Origin of the sequence: Methylobacterium sp. 190mf, assembly GCF_900107945.1 — a bacterium.
In the GTDB taxonomy this organism is placed as follows: domain Bacteria; phylum Pseudomonadota; class Alphaproteobacteria; order Rhizobiales; family Beijerinckiaceae; genus Methylobacterium.
Map to the genome: position 1 here is coordinate 44,208 of NZ_FNVI01000007.1, position 16,666 is coordinate 60,873.

Below are 16,666 nucleotides of genomic sequence, written 5' to 3' on the forward strand. Positions count from 1 at the left end.
TCCGCCTGCACCGTTCCATTATCCGAACGATCGTGCGCTTCTTCAAACGCAATCGACGCCCGGTTGCAAGGCGGCGGGCGGCGTGCGCGGCGGCGTGCGCACCGGAAAGCGGCGGCCGGATCGGCCTCTAAGTCCAGACGGCGTGGAAGTGGTGGACCGGCCCGTGCCCCGTCCCGACCGCGAGGCTGTCCGCCGCCGCGAGGGCGGCCGTGAGGTAGGCCTTGGCCTCCGCCACCGCCTCCGGCAGGGCCAAGCCCTGGGCGAGGCCCGCCGCCACCGCCGCCGAGAGGGTGCAGCCGGTGCCGTGGGTGTTGCGCGTCGCGATCCGCGGCGCCGACAGGGTCCGCAGGGTGCCGTCCGCCGTGACGAGGTGGTCGATGCTCTCGCGCCCCGCGCCGTGGCCGCCCTTGATCAGCACCGCCCGGGCGCCGAGGGCGACCAGCCGCCGCGCCTGGGCCACGATCGCTGCCGCGTCCGCGGCGACGGGCTCGCCGAGGAGCACCGCCGCCTCCGGCAGGTTGGGGGTGATCAGGTCGGCCCGCGGGAGCAGCCGCTCGCGGAGCGTCGCCACGGCGTCGTCGGTGATCAGCCGGTCGCCGCTGGTGGCGACCATCACCGGGTCGAGGACGACCGGGATCGACCCGGCGTGGCGCGCCAGGCCGTCGGCGACCGCCGCGATCACCGCGGTCTGCGACAGCATGCCGATCTTCACCGCCCTCACGGCGAGGTCGGAGAACACGCTGTCGATCTGCCGGGCGACGAACTCCGCCGGCACGTCGTGGATACCCTGGACCCCCGTCGTGTTCTGCGCGGTCAGCGCCGTGATCACGCTGGCGCCGTAGACGCCCAGCGCCGAGAAGGTCTTGAGATCCGCCTGGATGCCGGCGCCGCCGCCGGAATCCGAGCCCGCGATCGTGACCGCGATGGGCGCGGGGCCGCTCATCGGGCGCCGGCCCGCTCCGCCAGGGCGCCGTCGATCCGCGCGCGCAGGTCGCGGGCGCGCTGGCGCACCGACTCCGCGCCGAACAGCGCGGTGATCACCGCGACCCCGTCCGCCCCCGCGGCGACCACCGCGGCGGCGTTGTCGAGCCCGATCCCCGCGATGGCGCCGAGCGGCAGGCCGGCTCCGCGGGCGAGGCGGGCGCGGAAGGCGATGCTGGCGAAGCCGTCGAGGCCCACCGGCGGGTCGGGATTGTCCTTGCTGGTGGTGGCGAACACGCCGCCGATGCAGGCGTAGTCGACGGGCAGCCGGTACAATTCGTCGGCCTGGGCGGGCTTCTTCAGGGTGAGGCCGATGATCGCGCCCTCCCCCAGCAGCCGGCGGGCGTCGGCCGGGTGGAGGTCGCCCTGGCCGAGATGCACCCCGTCGGCTCCGGCCGCGAGGGCGAGGTCGACGCGGTCGTTGACGAGGACCGGGACGCGGCCGCCCACCGCCGCCAGGATCGCCCGGATCCGCGCCAGGGCGGCGCGGGCATCGGCGATGTACTTCTCGCGGTACTGGAGCAGGGTGCAGCCCCCCGCCACCGCCTCGGCGCCGAGCTCCGCCAGCCGCGCCCCGTCGGCGCCGCAGACGCCGACATCGAGGAGCCCGTAGAGCCGCAGGTCGACGGCTCGGCTGCCGGTCGGGGTCGAGGGGGAAGCTGCGGGGGAAGTCGCGCTCGCTGGCATCGCTGTCGTCGCTCGGTCCGCCTCGGCCGGTCCCGTGCCAGCCTACCCGGACCCCTGTTTGGGCAGGGCTCGCGGCGTTGGCAAGCGGCGGGTGGACAGCGGTGCGTCGACGGGCCCCCCCGCTCCGTCATACGGCGGCGTTGACGCGCGGCGATCCTGTCCCCCTATAGGTGGGATCCGCTACGGCGCATCCCGGGGGACGGACGGTCGAGGAACGATGACGGGTGCCGCGGCGCAGACGGACGCGCGCGGGGGGCAGGCCCCGCCGGAGCGCTCCTCCGTAGGCCTCGTCGCGGTGATCGTCGCCGCGACCAAGGGGGAGCCGCGCGCCCTGACGATCCGGGTCCCCGACCAGGCGCCCGGCCGCGGCGACGGCCTGCCGGCCGGCCCCCTCGTCCCCGAGCACGCCACGCTGGAGCGGGGCCTGCGCGCCTGGGTGGAGCGGCAGACGCACCAGCGCCTCGGCTACGTGGAGCAGCTCTACACCTTCGGCGACCGCGACCGCTCCGGCACGGCGACCCTGTCGGGGGTGCACTCGCTCTCGGTGGCCTATCTGGCGCTCGTCCGCGAGGAGCGGCCGGCGGGGCTCGCCGAGGCCGCGTGGCAGAACTGGTACCGCTACCTGCCCTACGAGGATTTCCGGCAGGGGCGCCCGCGCCAGCTCGACGCCATCGAGGCGCGGCTCGCCGAATGGGCGTCCGAGCCCGCGGACTGCGCCACCCGGACCCGCCGCCTCGACCGCCTCGGCCTGACCTTCGGCATGAACGGCGGTACGTGGAACGAGGAGCGCGTCCTGGAGCGCTACGAGCTGCTGTTCGAGGCCGGGCTGATCCCGGAGGCGCGGGGCAATCCCGGCCCGGCCCTGCCGAACGACCCGACCGGCGTCCCCATGGCGTTCGACCACCGGCGGGTGCTCGCGACCGCGATCGGCCGGCTCCGGGGCAAGATCAAGTACCGCCCGGTGGTGTTCGAGCTGATGCCGCCGGAATTCACCCTGCTGCAGCTGCAGAAGACCGTGGAGGCCCTGTCGGGGACGCAGCTGCACAAGCAGAACTTCCGGCGCCTCGTGGCCCAGCAGGGGCTGGTGGAGGAGACCGAGAGCGTGACCAGCGGCGCCGCCGGCCGGCCGGCGCGGCTGGTGCGCTTCCGCCGGGAGGTGCTGCTGGAGCGCCCGGCCCCGGGCCTGCGGCTGCCGTCGCGGCGGGCGGGGTGACGGCGGTCAGTCTCGCCGCGCCAGGGTGCCGAGCCCGCTCGCGTCGAGCGCGTCCACCGTCACGGCGGCGGCCCGGCCGTCGCTGCCGATGGCGAAGCGGACGGCGGAGGGGCGGTCGGGCGCCTCGGCGTCCGGGAAGCTGAGGAAGAGGTCGCGGTCGAAGTGCCGGAGGGGGTAGCGGCGCGCCCCCGCGGGGCCGACCGTCAGCGTCAGGGCGCCGTCCGCCTCCGCCACCACGGCCTCGCCGACATAGGCGTTGGCGTAGCGTCCGGCATAGGCCGAGAGCGCCAGGGGCGCGGCGGGCGGCGCCGGCGGTGTGCCGTAGGCCGCCTTGTCGGCGGCGATGCCCGGCGCGAACAGGCTCTCGTAGGCCGCGCCCCAGGCCGTCACCCAGTCCCGGCCGACGCGGCCGTCGAAGACGAGGTCGGCGAAGCTGTCGGCCAGCCCCTCCGGCACGCCGGACGGGAAGGCGTTGGTCAGGACGAGGATCCCGAGACCGGCCTCCGGATGGATCGAGACGAGCGTCTGCGCGCCGACGCTGAAGGCGCCCGCGTGGCCCCAGACGAGGCCGTGCCGGCCGTACTCGACGTTCCAGCCGAGGCCGTAGAAGGACGCGCCGCCGGTCACGGGGTTGCGGCCGCGGGCCATGAGCGGGGCGTGCGTCTGCGCCAGGGCCGGGGCCGCGACGCGCTGCGCGCCCTCGAAACGGCCCTTGCCGATCACGAGCCGCAGCCATCGGGAGAGGTCGCGGACATCGCTGCTGACGCCGCCGGCCGGTGCCTGCGCGTCGGGATCGCGCTCGATCTTGGCGGTCCAGACGCCGCCGGCCCGGACGTGGAGCGCCGCGCGGTCGGGCCGGCTGAGGAAATCCGCGTGGGTCGTGCCGGTGGCGGCCATCCCGAGCGGCCGGAACAGCCGGTCCCGGGCCACCGCCTCCCAGGGCTGGCCGGTCGGCTTCGCGGCGGCGACCGCGCCCTCGGTGAAGCCGAAATTGCTGTAGGCGTAGCCGGCGCGGAAGCTGGAGGCGGGCGGCGCGAGGCGCAGCCGGTGCAGGATCGCGTCGCGGCCGAAGCCGATCGCCTCCAGATCGTCGCCGGCGGTCCCCGGCAGGCCGCTGCGATGGTTGAGGAAGTCGCGCACCGTGACCTGCGCGGTCGGGTAGGGCTCGTGCAGCTGGAAGGCGGGATCGAGATCCGCGACGCGCGAATCCCAGTCGACCACCCCGTCGCCCACCAGGGCGGCCACGATCGTCGCGGTGACGGGCTTGGACAGCGAGGCGATCTGGAAGACCGTGTCGGGGCCGACCGGCTCGGGCTTCCCGGCCTGCCTGAGGCCGTATCCCTTCAGGAGGAGCGTCTCGTCGCCGAGGACGACCGCGACCGCGAGGCCCGGCACCGCGCCCGCGTCGACGGCCCGCCGCGCCAGCGCCTCCAGCGCCGGCAGCTGCGCCTCGACCTGCGCCCGCGTCAGCGTCCCGGCGGATCCGGCTCCGGGCCCGGCCGCGATCAGGCCGAGGGCGAGGCACGCGCCGACGAGGCGCCGGCGCGATCGGGCCCGCTGCATGAGTCGTCGATCCCGCCTGAGAGAGCTCGGACCTCGAGAGTGGCATCGTCGGGCCGCCGAAATCAATCGCGCCGCCCCGGGCCGCGCCGCGAATGCGCGGGCCGGCCTGACGGACACGGACGAAGACTGTTCGGGAACCGGGCCGGGCTAGCGGAACGGGTCGGCGCCGGGTGCCGGCTTCACGCCGCGGAGCATCCGGTACAGCGTCCATTCCTCGACGATCTTCCGCCCCGGAAGGGCGCAGAGCCCGATCGTGCCGCCATCGGGCAGCTTCGCGAGGATCGTCTGCCCGCCCATCGTCGCGCAGAAGGCCGAGGCCGGATTCTCCAGCGCGCGGGCCGGCCCGGATCCGGCAAGGGCGGCGCAGACCGCGAGCGCGCGGACAGGCCACGCGGCGGGCGCCCTCCACGGTCCGATCATGCGCGTCATGGGCCGCCCTGCCCTAACCGTAGGTGTGGTCGTCGGCCGGGAACCGGCCGGCCCGGACCTCGTCCGCGTAGGCTTTCACGGCGTCCTCGATGTGGGTCCGCAGGCTCCCGAACTGGCGCACGAATTTCGGCGTGCGCTCGGACAGGCCGAGCATGTCCTCCAGCACCAGGATCTGGCCGTCGCAGACCGCCGAGGCGCCGATGCCGATCGTGGCGGCGGTGACCTGGGGGGAGGTCGCGATCGCCCGCGCCACCGGCTCGACGATGCCCTCGAGCACGATCGCGAAGGCGCCGGCCTCCGAGATGGCGCGGGCATCCTCCAGGAGGCGGCGCTCGTCGTCGGGGGCCCGGCCCTGGACCTTGAAGCCGCCCATCGTGTTCACCGCCTGCGGGGTGAGGCCGATATGGCCCATCACCGGCACGCCGCGCTGGACGAGGAACGCCACCGTCTCGGCGAAATGGGCGCCGCCCTCCATCTTGATCGCGCCGGCGCCGGTCTCCTTGAGAACCCGGGAGGCGCTGAGGAAGGCCTGCTCCCGGCTCGCCTCGTAGGAGCCGAACGGCATGTCGACCACGACCAGCGCCTTCTGCGTGCCGCGGATCACCGCCTGGGCCTGGAGGATCATCATCTCCAGGGTCACGGGGATCGTCGATTCCATCCCGTGCATCACCATGCCGAGGGAATCGCCCACGAGGATGAAGTCGCAATAGGGATCGACGATGCCGGCCGTGTGGGCGTGGTAGGCGGTGAGCGCGATGATCTTGCGCCCCTCGGCCTTGCGCTTGCCGATATCGACCGCCCGGAGCCGTCGGGACTGCACGACCTGCGACATGGTTCAGACCTCATTCCGGCCACTCGGGACGCGGCGCGGGCCCCCTCTCCCGCCCGGGAGAGGGCGCGCCCCGCCACGCGAGCCTTGTTCCGCGGCGTCTCTTACAATGCCCGGCGATGCGGGTCAGCGCCCCGCCTGCGGCTCGGCGCCCGCCTTCCAGTCCGGATCGACCGTCAGGTTCGCGGTCTCGTGCATCTCCTGCCAGCCCTCGACGCCCTCGGGGAACCAGCGCACGCCGGTATAGCCCTTCAGCACCAGCCGCTTGGCGGCGTTCCAGCTGCCCCAGCACTCGACGTGGCAGAACACCACGACGGGCTTCGCCTTGTCGCCCCCGGTCAGCGCCGCGACGCGGGCGTAGAAGAGCGCCTCGCGCGCCGGCGCCAGGGGCTCGGCGCCGGCCTCCGGCATCCAGACGGCGCCGGGGATCGACGGATGCACCGGCAGCCAGAGGCGGCCCTCCGGGAAGTTCGACGGCTTGCGGTCCGGCGCCGCCACGTCGAGCAGCACCGGCTTGTCGGGGCCGGCGATCAGGGCGGCGACGGCGTCGGCGTCGACCACCGCGGCGCCCTTGAGGGTCTGCGGCGTGTAGCCCTTCGGAGGGCCGGCGTAGAGCCCCTCCGGCTCGGGCACGTTCACCGGCGAATCGGCCGGCGCCGCGGCGAGGCAGAGGAGCGCGGCGCAGGCCGCCGCGGCCCGGCCGGTCAGGAGGAGGCGCCGCATGGTCAGTTCGTCGGGCTCGGCGCGGTGAAGCTGTGCTGCCACTGGCCGCCCTGGTTGTCGGAGGCCGCCACCTGGATCGGCTTGCCGTCCGGCTTGAACGCGAAGTTGATCACCGGGTTCGACGCGATCGAGATGTCGCCCGTCATGGTGAAGACCTTCCGGTCGCCCGCCGAGACGGTGAGCTTGTCGATGTAGCGCGCCGGCGTGTAGTCGCGGGTCACCTGGTTCATCTGCATGCCGGAGAAGTTCGGGTGGCGGATCATCAGCGTCGCCTCCACGGGCTTGCCGGCCGCCGTCTCGGCGAACTTCATGCGCATGTCGCCCATGCCCTTCATGGCCTCCTCGTCGCTCATCCCCATCGGGGCCGAGCAGCCGCCGGAGGCCTTCACGAACTGCTTGGCCTCGTAGAGCTTGCCGTCCGTGGTCTCCACCACGGCGTGCATGTCGGTGTAGTTGTTGACCCGCACGCGCAGCTTCAGCTCGGCCGGGTCGGCGGCCGGCCCGAACTCGAACTTGGCCGCGTAGGGCGCCGGGTTGTCGTCGATGATCAGCGAGACCGCCTTGATCTGCCCGTCCTTGGGCATGGTCAGGGTGATCGGAACCAGGGCGGCGTCGAGCGCCCGGGCGGGCGCCTCGATCTTCACGAGGCTGTCGGTCGGGGCGATCTGGCGGTCGCCGAAGATCGACTTGGCGATCTCCTGCCAGCGGGCCGCCCGCTCCTGATCGGTGTCGGAGGCGCCGGCCGCCCGCGCGGCGCCGGCGAGCGGTCCCGACAGCGCCGTCGTCGCCAGGACGAGGCCGAGGGCGAGGCTGGAGAAGGTCTGTCCGATGAAGGTCTGTCCGATCCTGTGCGTCATGGCGTGCCTCCCGATTGGCTTGGATATGGGGATTCTGAAACCTATTCCCACTCGAGTTCCTGGTAGGCCACGGTGACGTTGCGGCCGTTGTAGGTGTCGAACAGGGCCCACTTGTCGCGCTGGTCCGCCGCGACGCTGGTCACGGCCTTCTCGATGGGCACGTCCTTGGCGATCGCCGCCCGGGTGCCGTCGCGCAGGGCGGCCAGGTAGCCGGAGAGGTCGGCGAGCGCCGGGGCGAGGTCGACCGCGACGGGGCCGTGGCCCGGGACGGCCCGGGCGGGACCCATGGCCTTCAGCCGCTCGATCTCGGCGAGCCAGCCCTTGAGGCTGCCGTCGAGGGAGGGGATCCGGTTCACGAACAGCAGGTCGGCGGGGAACAGCAGGCCGCTGCCGGAATCGATCATCGACAGGTCCGAGGTGGTGTGCGCCGGACCGTGCGCCGTGAAGGTCAGGCGGCGGTCGCCGAGGTCGATCTCGGCCGTGTCGGCGACGGTCATGGTCGGGTAGACCACAGGCCCGGTCCGGTCCTCGCCGAGCAGGTCGATCAGCCGCTTGCGGTAGAACTCGCCCCGGGCCGCCAGGGCCTCGGTGAGCTTGGCGTGGCCGATGAAGACCGGCTTGTCCTGGACGAAGGCCCCCGCCCCGAAGACGTGGTCCGGGTGGACGTGGGTCAGAACCACGTGAGTGATCGGCTTGTCCGTGCGCTTGGCGATCTCGGCGCGCAGCCACTGGCCGTCGGCGAGGCTGCCGCCGGACTCGGTCACCACCACGCCGGTCCTGCCGACGAGGAAGCCGATATTGGCGATGGCGTCGGCGTTGTCGGGGGTGGCGTCGGCGATCAGGCCCTTGCGCACGTACAGGCCCGGCCCGACCTCCTCCATCGTGAAGCTCTCGGCGGCGCGGCCCAGCGTCGGCAGGCAGCACAGGCAGAGCCCCGCGAAGAGGGCGTGCCGTCGCGTCGGCCCGGCGGTCTGCACCCGCGGATGGACGGCGCGTGCCGTCATGCCGAAACCTCCCGATCTTGCCCGTTCTTGATTGTCTACCATTAAGTAGGTAGATTGATCGTCCGTCAAGGGGTCGCCGGGAGCCGGTCCCCGCCGCGGCCGCACGTTCGCGTGACTTCGTGCGATGACGGGGGTGAGTTTTGGAGCGACGTTCGCCGCGATGAGGGATACCCGCGCCGAGTTGCTGATGCAGGCCGAGACCCTGGTGCGGGGCCGCGGCTTCGCCGGCTTCAGCTACGCCGACCTCGCGGCGGCGGTGGGCATCCGCAAGGCGAGCATCCACCACCACTTCCCCACCAAGGTCGATCTCGGCGCCGCCCTGGTGGCGGCCTACGCGGCGCGCTACGCCGCGGCCCTGGAGGCGATCCGCCGGGACGTGCCGGACGGGCCGGGCCGGGTCGAGGCCTACGGGCGGCTCTATCTCGGCGGCGTCGAGCAGGGGCTCGGCTGCCTCTGCGCGGCGCTGGCCATCGAGGGCGAGGCCCTGCCCGAGCGCCTGCGCCGGGACGTCGCGGCCTTCTTCGCGGACCATCTCGCGTGGCTGGAAGGCATCCTGCGCGCGGGCCAGGTGGATGGCAGCGTGCGCGGCGGCGCGGATCCGGCGGCGCTCGCCCGCTACGTCGTCGCCACCCTGGAGGGGGCGCTCCTGATGGAGCGCCTGTTCGCGAGCCCCGACGCCTTCCGGGGGACGCTGGCGGTGCTGGTCGACGGCCTCAGGCCGCAGTGAACCGGGCGTAGCCGTCCGCCCGCAGCCGGCAGGCCGGGCAGGTGCCGCAGCCGTAGCCCCAGGGATGCCGCTGCCCGCGCTCGCCGAGGTAGCAGGTGTGGCTCTCCTCGACGATCAGGTCGACCAGCGCCCGCCCGCCGAGGCTCTCGGCCAGCTCCCAGGTCTGCGCCTTGTCGAGCCACATCAGCGGCGTGTGCAGCACGAAGCGCCGCTCCATGCCGAGATTGAGCGCCACCTGCAGGGCCTTGATCGTGTCGTCGCGGCAATCCGGGTAGCCGGAATAGTCGGTCTCGCACATGCCGCCGACCACGTGCCGGAGCCCGCGCCGGTAGGCGAGCGCCGCCGCGAAGGTCAGGAACACGAGGTTGCGGCCGGGCACGAAGGTGTTGGGCAGGCCCGACGCCTCGTAGCCGATCGCGGCCTCCCGGGTCAGCGCCGTCTCGGAGACCTGCCCGAGGGCGTCGAGGGCGAGCGTGTGGTCCTCGCCGAGGCGGGCCGCCCAGGCGGGATCGAGGGCGGTCGTGCCCGCCCGCAGGGCCGCGCGGCGGTCGAGCTCGACCCGGTGGCGCTGGCCGTAGTCGAAGCCGAGGGTCTCGACGTGGTCGAATTGGTCGAGCGCCCAGGCCAGGCAGGTGGCCGAATCCTGGCCCCCGGAGAACAGCACCAGCGCGGCGCGGTCCCCCGGGATGGCGGCGTCACTCGCCATCGTACTCGGCCCAGGACATCGGGGTCTCGGCGACCCGCACGAGCGCGAGGCCCGGCAGGTCCGGCCGGAGGCGCTGCCAGATCCAGGCCGCGATGTTCTCGGCGGTCGGGTTCTCCAGCCCCTCGATCTCGTTGAGGCAGTGGTGGTCGAGCCGGGCGAGCAGCGGCCCGAAGATCGACTCGATGTCGTAGAAGTCGATCACCCAGCCGGTGTGGGGATCGACCGGGCCGGCGACCGTCAGCTCGACCCGGTAGGAATGCCCGTGCATCCGGTGGCAGCGGTGGGTCTCGGGCACGTTCGGCAGCCGGTGGGCCGCCTCGAAGGTGAAGGCTTGGGTGATCTTCATGGACGGTTCGCGGGTGTGGCCGATCTCGCCCCCGCCATAGCGCCGACGGGCGGTCCCGCGCAAAGGCGGGCTGCCCTGCGTTCGGCGGCGCGGCCGGGGATCAGGCCCCGGCGCCGGCTTCCGACCACTGCGCGTACCACGCCTTGAACAGGCGCAGCTGCGTCTCCGCGTAGTGGCGCTGACCGGCGCTGAGCGCGTCGGTGGCGTTGAAGTGCAGCGCGTATTCCGGGTTCCCCTCCAGCACCATCAGGTGCTTGTAGTAGAGGACGAGGTCGGTCCCCTCGTCGAAGCTCGACAGGATCGCCAGCGCGGCGTCGAGTTCCTCGGCCCGGCGCCGGGCCCGGACGTCGCCCGCGGCGGCCTTCTCGCACAGGGCGACGAGGTGGAGCACCTCCCGCGGCAGGACGTTGCCGATGCCCGTGATGGCGCCCCGGGCGCCGCAATTGACGTAGCCGTGCACCACCTGGGTATCCACCCCGACCATCAGGGTGATGTCGGGGGACTGGCCGGTGATGTGCTCGGCCGCGTAGGTGAGCGAGGCCGCGCCGCCGAATTCCTTGAAGCCGACGAGGTGCGGGTGGCGGGCGCGCAGGCGGAAGAACAGGTCCGCCCGGGTCTCGAACCCGTAATAGGGGCTGTTGTAGATCACCGACGGCAGGTCGACGGCCGCCTCCAGGATGCCGCCGAAATGCGCCTCCTGGGCCGCGGCCGAACTGCCGCGCGACAGGACCCGCGGGATGATCATCAGGCCGTGGGCGCCGGCCGCCTTGGCGTGCGCCGCGAGCGCCGCCGCCCGCTTCGGGTTCTGCGCGCCGGTCCCGACGATCACCGGGACGCCGGCGGCGAGCAGCCGCTCGACGCCCGCCATCCGCTCCTCGTCGGTGAGTAGCGGCCAGTCGCCCATCGAGCCGCAGTAGACGACCGCCGACATGCCGGCACCGACGAGCTCCCGCCCCTTGCGCGCCAGGGCGTCGAGGTCGGGCGTCCGGTCCGGCCGGCAGGGCGTCATCAGGGCCGGGATCGTGCCGGAGAAGATGTGTCGATCGAAGGCCATCGCCGGCTCGCCTGCTGGGAGGTGGGATCGTCCCGGCCGGCCCCGCGGGCCTCGCGGGGCGGCACGCCTCTCCATGGCAGCGCCGCGCGAGTCTGGCAAGGATTTTATACAATCTCTGTCGCGCGGGCCGGGACCGGCGCGGCGCCGAGGAAGGCCATCAGCGCGGCGGCGACGTGGTCGATATGGTCGGTCAGGAGGGCGCAGGCGGCCGAGACGTGGCCGTTCCGGCAGAGCCGGACGATCTCGCGGTGCTCGCGGTCGGCCCGCTCCAGCTCGGCGCTGTCGGTGGAGAGCTGGAGGCGGGTGTAGCGGTCGCACTCGGCCAGCAGGGAGCCGACCAGTCCGAGGGCGCGGGGACGATCCGCCCGGCCGTAGAGGAGGAGGTGCAGCTCCGTGTTGAGGGCGCCCCAGCGCGCCGTCGCGCCCGCCCGCAGGGCCGCGGCGTACTCCTCCAAGAGGGTGTCGGCCCGGGCGTAGTCGTCGGCGGTCAGGCGGGGCGCCGAGAGGGCCAGGAGGCGCGGCTCGAGGGCGCCCCGGAGCTCGAGGGCCTCGGCGGCGTCGGCAGCCGAGAGTGGCGCCACCATGGCCCCGCGATGCGGCAGGATCCGCACGAGGCCCTCGGCCTCCAGCTGAAACAGGGCCTCCCGCACCGGGATCCGGCTGGCGCCGAACTCCGCCGCGAGGCCATCCTGGCGGAGCTGCGAGCCGGCCGGATAGCGGCCGTCGAGGATGCGCCGCCGGATCTCGGTCCCGATCGAGCTCGCGATGGTCCGGTTCTTCATCGTCTCGCTCCCGGTCGATCCCGGATGCCCCGCAGGACCCTTGACGGCGGAGCTCCGGTGTTGAAATTGTATAAAATCAATCGGGCAACGGGCTCGATCAGGACAAGGGTGCCCGCGATGACGCTCTCCCGTCGCCAGATTCTGGCCGGAACCGCCGGCGCGGCCGCCGGCCTCGGCCTCCCGCACCTGGTCCGGGCCCAGCCCGGCGGCGGCAGCGTGCTGCGCTTCATCCCGTCGACGCCCCTGCCGTCCCTCGATCCGATCGTCGCCACGAGCTACGTCATCCGCAATCACGGCTATCTCGTCTACGACACGCTGTTCGCCACCGACGAGAATTTCCGCATCCAGCCGCAGATGGTGAGCGAGTGGCAGACCGCGCCCGACGGCCTGCGCTGGACCTTCCATCTCCGCGACGGCCTCACGTTCCACGACGGCTCCCCCGTCGAGGCCAAGGACTGCATCGCGTCCATCGCGCGCTGGTCCAAGCGGGACGCGTTCGGCCAGACCCTGGCGGGCTTCGTGGAGGGGTACGGCCAGGAGGACGCGCGGACCTTCACGGTCGCGCTGAAGAAGCCGTTCCCCCTGCTCCCGGCGGCGCTCGGCAAGCTGTCCTCGAACGTGCCCTTCATCATGCCGGAGCGCGTCGCCCTCCAGGACGCGTCCAAGCCGATCGCCGACGCCACGGGCTCCGGGCCGTGGCGCTTCGAGGCGCGGGAATGGATCCCCGGCCAGAACGCGATCTACACCCGGCACGCCGGCTACCGCCCCCGCGAGGAAGCGCCCTCCTGGGCGGCCGGCGGCAAGGTCGCCAAGGTCGACCGGATCGAGTGGCTCGCCATCACCGAGGCCTCGGCGGCGGTGGGCGCGATGATCCAGGGCGCGGTCGACTGGTACGAGCAGCCGGCGATCGACCTGATCCCCGTCCTCAAGGGCAAGCCGGGGATCGAGATCCGCAACGTGCCGCTCGGGCTGATCCTGCTGATGCGGTTCAACCACACGCAGCCGCCGTTCAACAATCCCGAGATCCGCCGGGCCGTGATGATGGCCATGAAGCAGGACGACTACATGCAGGCGGTGGTTGGCAGCCCCGAATACTACCGGGAGGCCAAGACCTTCTTCACGACGGGCTCGCCGATGTCGACCGGGGCCGGCGGGGCCGCGGCCATGCAGGCGGACCTCGCCAAGGCCAAGGCGATGCTGGCCAAGGCCGGCTACAAGGGCGAGCGCGTGGTGCTGCTGGCCCCGGCCGACCAGCCGATCGCCTACAACCAGTCGCTGGTGACCCAGGACCTGCTCAAGCAGCTCGGCATGAACGTCGATCTGGTCTCGACCGACTGGGGCAGCTTCATCGCCCGCCGCGGCAACCGCGGGCCGGTCGATGCCGGCGGCTGGTCGCTGTTCCACACCCTCTGGTCGGGGGCCGACGTGCTGAACCCGGCGCTCCACCCACTGATCCGCGCCAACGGTCAGGCGGCGTGGTTCGGCTGGCCGGACGACCCGACCCTGGAGGGCCTGCGCAGCGAGTGGATCGCCACCAGCGACGAGGCGCAGCAGAAGGCGCTCGCCGCACGCATCGAGGAGCGGGCCTTCGCGGTCGTGCCCTACGCCCCGGCAGGCCTCGTGCAGCAGCCGATGGCGGTCAGCGCGAAGCTCAAGGGCATGGTCATGGCCCCGGTGCAGTTCTTCTGGAACATCGAGAAGACCGCCTGAGTCCGGGCGCTCCCGAGGAAGGTTCGTCTTTGCGAGCGCAGCGAAGCAACCCAGGGCAGCGGGCCGCTGATGGGCGTGGCGCCGCTGGATTGCTTCGCTCCGCTCGCAAAGACGCGAGGGCGCAGGTGCCCGCGCGTCTTCAGCCCGCGCCCTTCCCCGACACGCCGGCCTGCGCGAAGGTCGCCATGCCGGTGTGGCAGGCGAGCGCGCCCTTCAGCAGGCCCATCGCCATGCCGGCGCCCGAGGCCTCGCCGAGGCGCATGCCGAGCGCCAGCAGCGGCACCAGCCCGAGCCGCTCCAGAACCTCCGCGTGGGCGCCCTCCGCCGAGACGTGGCCGGCGAGGCAGTGATCGAGGGCATTTGGGTCGGCGGCGTGCAGCACGGCCGCGGCGGCGGTCGCCACGTAGCCGTCGATCACCACCGGGATGCGCTGCAGCCGCGCGGCCAGGATCGCCCCCGCCATGGCGGCGATCTCCCGGCCGCCGAGGCGCGCCAGGACCTGGAGCGGGTCGTCGAGGTGGCCGGCATGGTGCGCGAGCGCCGCCTCCACGGCCGCGACCTTCCGGGACAGGCCGTCCCGGTCGACGCCCGTGCCGCGCCCGACCCAGTGGGCGGGATCGCCGCCGAACAGGGCGGCGTAGAGGGCGGCCGCCACCGTGGTGTTGCCGATGCCCATCTCGCCGATGCCGAGGCAGTCGGTGCCGGCGGCCACCGCCTCCATGCCGAACGCCATGGTGGCGACCGTGGCGCGCTCGTCGAGGGCCGGCCCCTCCGCGATGTCGCCGGTGGGCATGTCGAGGGCGAGGTCGAACACCTTGAAGCCGAGGCCGTAGGCCGCGCAGATCTGGTTGATCGCCCCGCCCCCGGCGGCGAAGTTGTCGAGCATCTGGCGGTTGACCGCGTCCGGGAAGGCCGAGACGCCGCGGCGCGTGACCCCGTGGCTGCCGGCGAAGACGCAGACCAGCGGCCGGTCGAAGGTCGGCGGCGCCTTGCCCTGCCACGCCGCCAGCCACGTCACGAGGCTCTCGAGGCGCCCCAGCGAACCGGCGGGCTTCGTCAGGGTCGCGTCCCGGGCCGCGACGGCTTCCTTCGCCTCCGCGTCGGGGCCCGGCATCGCCTTCAGCAGGTTGCGGATGTCGTCGAAGGGGCCGGGTTCGGGAGCGGTCGTCGAATCGGTCATGGCGGCGATGATTTCCTGTGGGCGCCTCCGGACGGGGAGACTATACGGGAGCGGCGCGCGGTGGCGGGCGGATGCGAGAGGCCGCGATGGACAGGCAGACCGGCGGGGAGGCCGACTGGCCCGGGCGCGGCGCCCTCTACGACCTCGCCGGGTGCCTGCGCTTCTACTCCCGCCTGCCGGTGCCGCAACTGCCCGGCGAGCCGGACCCGCACCGGAGCCCCGACTTCACCACCCTGCCGCGGATGCTGCCGCTGGCCGGCCTGATCCTGGCGCTGCCCGCCGCCCTGGTGCTGGCGGCCGGCTGGGCCGTCGGGCTCGGGCCGTTCCTGGCCGCGACCCTCGCGGTGGCGGTCGCCGTGGTGGCGACCGGTGCCCTCCACGAGGACGGGCTCGCGGACGTCGCCGACGGGTTCGGCGGCGGCGCCACGCGGGAGCGCCGCCTGGAGATCATGCGCGACAGCCGGATCGGGGCCTACGGCGGCGCCGCCCTGGTCCTGGCGCTGGCCCTGCGGATCGGCGCCCTGGCGACGCTCCTCGACCGGATCGGCCACGCGGCCGTGGCCGGCCTGATCCTGGCGGCCGCCCTGTCGCGGGTCGCCGCCCTCGCCCCGATGGCGCTGCTCGCGCCGGCGCGGCCGGGCGGCCTCTCCGCCTCGGTCGGCCGCCCGGGCCGGGCGAGTCTCGCCACCGCGCTCGGCCTCGGCGCGGTGCTGGCGCTCGGCGCCGTGCCCCTCGGCCTGCCCCTCGGCGGCGTCGCGCTGATGATCCTGTGCGCCGGCCTCGCGGCCCTGGGCCTGACCCGGCTGGCGCGCGCCAGGATCGGCGGCCAGACCGGCGACGTCATCGGCGCCTGCCAGCAGGTCGCGGAGATCGCCGCCCTGCTGGCCCTGGTGGCGGCGACGGCGGGCGTGGCGGATTGAGGGAGGCCGCCGCGTCTTGACCCGGCCACGATCCCCCGGCCAAGGATCACCGATGCCGCCCGCGCCGAAACCCTCCTCGCCCTGCACCAAGGTCTGCGTCCTCGACGCCGCGACCGGCCTGTGCTGCGGCTGCGGCCGGACCCGCGACGAGATCGCCGCCTGGGGCTCGCTGTCGGAGGACCGGCGCCGCGCCGTGATGGCGGGGCTCGGCGCCCGGATGCGGGCCGCCGGCCTCACCCCCCTGGAAGCGCCGCTGCCGTCATGATCTATCTCGGCCTCGCGGCCCTCGCCCTGGTTCTCGTCGCCCTGGTCCTCAGCGACGGCAGCGACAGCGTCGGCGGCGTGATCGAGCCCGACCAGTTGGCGAACCTCGCCTGGACCGGCACGATCCTGCTCCTGGTGGTGGCCGGGTTCTGGCGGCAGTTCACGGCCCGGCTCGGCGCGAACCTGCAGGCGCTCCTGGCCTGGGCGCTGATCGGCCTCGCCCTGGTGATCGGCTACAGCTACCGCGACCGGATCCAGGATGTCGGCGCCCGGGTGCTCGGCGATCTCCGGCCGGGGAGCGCGACCTCGAGCGGCGACGGTTCCGTCACCGTCACAAGGCGGGCGGACGGCGATTTCCGGGTCGACGCCTCGGTCAACGGCCGGGTGCAGCCCTTCCTGTTCGACACCGGGGCGAGCAGCGTCGTGCTCACCGCCGAGAACGCCGCCGCGCTGGGGCTCACGCCCGCGCCTGCCGAGTTCACCGCCCGCGTCTCCACCGCCAACGGCATCACCTACGCGGCGCCGACCCAGCTCGACTCGCTCAGCGTCGGGACGATCACCGAGCGGCGCGTCAACGCCATGGTGGCCAAGCCGGGCGCGCTCTCGGCGAACCTCCTCGGCCAGACCTTCCTGTCGCGGCTCTCCGGCTACGAGGTCCGGGGCGACCGCCTGATCCTGCGCCGGCCCTGAC

General features: G+C 73.6%; 19 protein-coding genes. 6 read left to right on the forward strand and 13 right to left on the reverse strand.

All coding sequences use genetic code 11. The annotated features are described in order from the left end of the window. Nucleotides 1–127 precede the first annotated feature (127 nt). Together thiD and thiE are read right to left on the reverse strand one after the other, a co-directional pair. Nucleotides 128–943: a bifunctional hydroxymethylpyrimidine kinase/phosphomethylpyrimidine kinase gene (thiD, locus tag C4T42_RS09955; RefSeq protein WP_020092334.1), complete on the reverse strand. Its 816-nt coding sequence runs from the start codon at nt 941–943 to the stop codon at nt 128–130. Next, a complete protein-coding gene (gene thiE, locus C4T42_RS09960) occupies nt 940–1,668 on the reverse strand; it encodes a thiamine phosphate synthase (protein WP_020092333.1) in 729 nt (242 codons plus the stop codon). Before thiE ends, thiD begins: the two co-directional genes overlap by 4 nt. A gap of 217 nt (nt 1,669–1,885) precedes the next feature. On the opposite strand from thiE, the gene C4T42_RS09965 reads away from it, so the two are divergent. Further along, nucleotides 1,886–2,881, forward strand: coding sequence for a membrane protein (locus tag C4T42_RS09965; RefSeq protein WP_020092332.1), 996 nt, complete (start codon nt 1,886–1,888; stop codon nt 2,879–2,881). Between the two features lie 6 nt (nt 2,882–2,887). On the opposite strand, the gene C4T42_RS09970 is transcribed toward C4T42_RS09965, so the two are convergent. From C4T42_RS09970 to C4T42_RS09995, 6 genes are all read right to left on the reverse strand, one after another. Continuing rightward, on the reverse strand, nt 2,888–4,444 hold the full coding sequence (locus C4T42_RS09970) for a serine hydrolase (protein ID WP_020092331.1): 1,557 nt from the start codon (nt 4,442–4,444) through the stop codon (nt 2,888–2,890). A gap of 147 nt (nt 4,445–4,591) precedes the next feature. Continuing rightward, nucleotides 4,592–4,873, reverse strand: a complete 282-nt coding sequence (locus C4T42_RS09975) for a DUF333 domain-containing protein (protein WP_020092330.1) — start codon at nt 4,871–4,873, stop codon at nt 4,592–4,594. 13 nt (nt 4,874–4,886) lie between these two features. Continuing rightward, the gene (gene panB, locus C4T42_RS09980) at nt 4,887–5,705 is read right to left on the reverse strand and encodes a 3-methyl-2-oxobutanoate hydroxymethyltransferase (protein ID WP_020092329.1); all 819 of its coding nucleotides are present in this window, start codon (nt 5,703–5,705) and stop codon (nt 4,887–4,889) included. A gap of 123 nt (nt 5,706–5,828) precedes the next feature. Then, the gene (locus C4T42_RS09985; RefSeq protein WP_020092328.1) at nt 5,829–6,425 is read right to left on the reverse strand and encodes a rhodanese-like domain-containing protein; all 597 of its coding nucleotides are present in this window, start codon (nt 6,423–6,425) and stop codon (nt 5,829–5,831) included. A 2-nt stretch (nt 6,426–6,427) separates the two neighbouring features. After that, entirely contained in the window at nt 6,428–7,282 is an 855-nt protein-coding gene (locus C4T42_RS09990; protein ID WP_020092327.1) for a quinoprotein dehydrogenase-associated SoxYZ-like carrier, read from the reverse strand. Between the two features lie 41 nt (nt 7,283–7,323). Further along, entirely contained in the window at nt 7,324–8,286 is a 963-nt protein-coding gene (locus tag C4T42_RS09995) for a quinoprotein relay system zinc metallohydrolase 2 (protein WP_020092326.1), read from the reverse strand. A 160-nt stretch (nt 8,287–8,446) separates the two neighbouring features. Between C4T42_RS09995 and C4T42_RS10000 the strand changes: the two genes are divergently transcribed. Further along, nucleotides 8,447–9,013 (forward strand): TetR/AcrR family transcriptional regulator, encoded by a 567-nt coding sequence (locus C4T42_RS10000; RefSeq protein WP_026604793.1) that lies wholly within the window; start codon nt 8,447–8,449, stop codon nt 9,011–9,013. Here C4T42_RS10000 and queC read toward each other — a convergent pair. The 4 genes from queC to C4T42_RS10020 all read right to left on the reverse strand — a co-directional run bounded on the left by queC (nt 9,000) and on the right by C4T42_RS10020 (nt 11,901). After that, a complete protein-coding gene (queC, locus tag C4T42_RS10005) occupies nt 9,000–9,719 on the reverse strand; it encodes a 7-cyano-7-deazaguanine synthase QueC (RefSeq protein ID WP_020092324.1) in 720 nt (239 codons plus the stop codon). The genes C4T42_RS10000 and queC overlap by 14 nt on opposite strands. Then, nucleotides 9,709–10,065 (reverse strand): 6-carboxytetrahydropterin synthase QueD, encoded by a 357-nt coding sequence (gene queD / locus C4T42_RS10010; protein WP_020092323.1) that lies wholly within the window; start codon nt 10,063–10,065, stop codon nt 9,709–9,711. Before queD ends, queC begins: the two co-directional genes overlap by 11 nt. Before the next feature lie 100 nt (nt 10,066–10,165). Continuing rightward, on the reverse strand, nt 10,166–11,119 hold the full coding sequence (locus C4T42_RS10015; RefSeq protein WP_020092322.1) for a dihydrodipicolinate synthase family protein: 954 nt from the start codon (nt 11,117–11,119) through the stop codon (nt 10,166–10,168). 104 nt (nt 11,120–11,223) lie between these two features. Beyond that, nucleotides 11,224–11,901 (reverse strand): GntR family transcriptional regulator, encoded by a 678-nt coding sequence (locus tag C4T42_RS10020; RefSeq protein WP_020092321.1) that lies wholly within the window; start codon nt 11,899–11,901, stop codon nt 11,224–11,226. A 117-nt stretch (nt 11,902–12,018) separates the two neighbouring features. On the opposite strand from C4T42_RS10020, the gene C4T42_RS10025 reads away from it, so the two are divergent. Further along, entirely contained in the window at nt 12,019–13,611 is a 1,593-nt protein-coding gene (locus C4T42_RS10025; RefSeq protein WP_103985075.1) for an ABC transporter substrate-binding protein, read from the forward strand. Between the two features lie 139 nt (nt 13,612–13,750). Here C4T42_RS10025 and cobT read toward each other — a convergent pair whose 3' ends face one another. Further along, on the reverse strand, nt 13,751–14,791 hold the full coding sequence (cobT, locus tag C4T42_RS10030) for a nicotinate-nucleotide--dimethylbenzimidazole phosphoribosyltransferase (protein ID WP_020092319.1): 1,041 nt from the start codon (nt 14,789–14,791) through the stop codon (nt 13,751–13,753). Between the two features lie 86 nt (nt 14,792–14,877). Here cobT and cobS point away from each other — a divergent pair, with 86 nt between their 5' ends. The 3 genes from cobS to C4T42_RS10045 are packed head-to-tail and all read left to right on the forward strand — an operon-like array spanning nt 14,878 to nt 16,665. Further along, nucleotides 14,878–15,711: an adenosylcobinamide-GDP ribazoletransferase gene (gene cobS / locus C4T42_RS10035; RefSeq protein ID WP_020092318.1), complete on the forward strand. Its 834-nt coding sequence runs from the start codon at nt 14,878–14,880 to the stop codon at nt 15,709–15,711. 52 nt (nt 15,712–15,763) lie between these two features. Then, complete coding sequence (locus C4T42_RS10040; RefSeq protein WP_020092317.1) at nt 15,764–15,976, forward strand: DUF1289 domain-containing protein; 213 nt, start codon at nt 15,764–15,766, stop codon at nt 15,974–15,976. After that, a complete protein-coding gene (locus tag C4T42_RS10045; protein WP_020092316.1) occupies nt 15,973–16,665 on the forward strand; it encodes a TIGR02281 family clan AA aspartic protease in 693 nt (230 codons plus the stop codon). Before C4T42_RS10040 ends, C4T42_RS10045 begins: the two co-directional genes overlap by 4 nt. Nucleotide 16,666 lies beyond the last annotated feature (1 nt).